Raw genomic sequence first — 2,108 nt, forward strand, 5'->3', positions numbered from 1 at the left:
CGACACGCGCACTAGTCCCCCTTTAGCCACTCTCATCCCCTAACCGCGCAGCACCTCGATAGTGTCGAGGCAACTATGCGGAAGGCACAGCGATGAGAGTGGAAAACGGCAGCGGCTGGCTCGGCGATGTTCGGGCTGAATGGCCCGGGAGTATCTCCGATCTCACCGACACCACGCGATGCCCGGCGTGCTTCACTCCTTTGCGCAGCGCTGTGTGCTCGCGGTGCGGGCTGGATCTCAGCGGCGCGCGAGCACGTGAGCTCGCGGATCTGTCGGGCCTCATTGCGCGCCAACTCAACGACCGCGCAGGGCTTATCGGGCACATACGCGCCGAAGCTGCACAGAAGGCGCCCGCAGTCTCGCCGGCAATCCAGGCCGCTCCAGCCCCGGCGACGCCAGTCCACGCCGTGCCCGCCCACGCCACGCCGATCCCTGCACCCTCCGCGCCTGTCGCTTTTCCACCTGCTGCCGCCGCACGCGTCAGTTCAGGCGCGACGCCGCGGCGCTCCGGCGTGCAGATCGCCCTCCTCATCACCGGAATCTCACTACTTTCGGTCTTCGCCGTTTTCTTTCTGATTTATGCGTTCATCAACTACGGGCTCGTCTGGCGGTCAACCATCATCGCCGTCGTCACGGTGGCGGCCTTCGTCGCGGCATCGATGCTTCGCAAGCGACGGCTGACGGCCAGTGCTGAGGCAATTGCGGTTTTCGCCCTTCTCCTCGTTTACCTCGATGCCTTCGCGATTCGAGCAAATTCGCTCGGAGGCGCGGATCGGATCGACGGACGCGCGTACTGGGGCCTCGTGCTGGTGGGCAGCGCCATCGCCTTCATCCTTTGGCACAGGGTGGCCGGTGTGCGAGCGGCGAGCATCGTGGGGTACTCGCTCTTTGCCCCGGGGGTTGGGGTGTTGGTCTCGGCCTTGAGCAGGTCAGGCGACAGCTACAGCTCCTCCTCGACAACCGCATTCACCATCAGCATCGCGGTTGCCCTGGCTTCGCTCATCCAGATGGCTGCACTCGCCACGCCAGAAAAGCCCGGTCGAAGCGACAGCCTCCTCCCTGAGCGGGTGATCGCTGCCGCGACTGGTCTCATCGCGCTTCTGTTCGCAGCACTCTTCGGACTCACACTGCCCACATCACAGCTGCCGGCTCCCATCCCACTCGCCATCTGCGCGGGAACAGCGCTGCTCCTTGCCGCCGCGCACAGCGCCGCACTGAGGGCCCGCCCCAGTTCGCAGTTCGACCAGGTGTCGTCCATCGTGTTCGCAGGCGCCTCGGGAGCGGCCCTCGCGGTGGCAGCCGCTACCTCAACCATCTCGGATCGCAGCGACGAGTCCATCACATTCATCGCCCCGGCTCTCGCCTTCGCGGTGACCGTCGTGCTGCTCCTCATCCGCAATGCCGTCACCGCACAGCGGGCTCAGGCAAACGCGGCAGTCTTCGCGGCGGCCGCCGTATCCGCGCTTGCCGTATTTCCCGCAGCATTCATCGCGGTAGCCCACTGGGTCACTTTCCTGGGCGACGCAATAGACCTTGAACCGGTCTCGTCGGGCGCCGACGCGCGTATGCCCTTCGCTCTCATCCTGTATTCGGTCGCTGCGCTCACCCTCGCCGTCGCTACGACGGCACTGTGCCTGCGCCTGCTCGGCAGGTTCCGGTCGTCGTTACGGTGGCTCATACCCTCGGGCGTGGCGGTGCTGTTAGTCGCGCTAACACTGCTCCCCTCGGTCTGGTTCGTGCTCGCCGCCAGCACAGCCCTCGGCACGGTCGGTCTTGTCGTCCTCCGTCGGATGCCTCGTAGCTACCCAGCGGCGGCACGAACGGCGGCGCTCGGAGGCTTTGCCACCACGTGGCTTGCCGGGTGGCTTGCCGACGACACCTGGCTCCCGGCGACGATCGTGACGGTGACCGCGCTCGTCGTCGCTCGAATCATCGTGTGCTCCGCTGCGTGGTCTCGCGCGCTCGTCACAGGCGGAGCCGTGTCCCTTAGCCTCATCGGCATCGCCTCCGGCGGATGGCTCCTCGCCCCTGCTGGCTCGGGCAACGCCGCACTCACGTCCGCCGCGGCGGTCGCCATCCTGGCCGGAGGGCTCAGCGCCGTAGCCGCG

The 2,108-nt window shown here is 66.7% G+C and carries 1 pseudogene; it reads left to right on the plus strand.

Annotated features, from left to right (window positions below):
• Positions 1–512: 512 nt before the first annotated feature.
• A pseudogene (locus AC062T_RS07230) lies at positions 513–2,108 on the plus strand (hypothetical protein); the annotation flags it as partial.

This window comes from Homoserinimonas sp. (assembly GCF_056262345.1).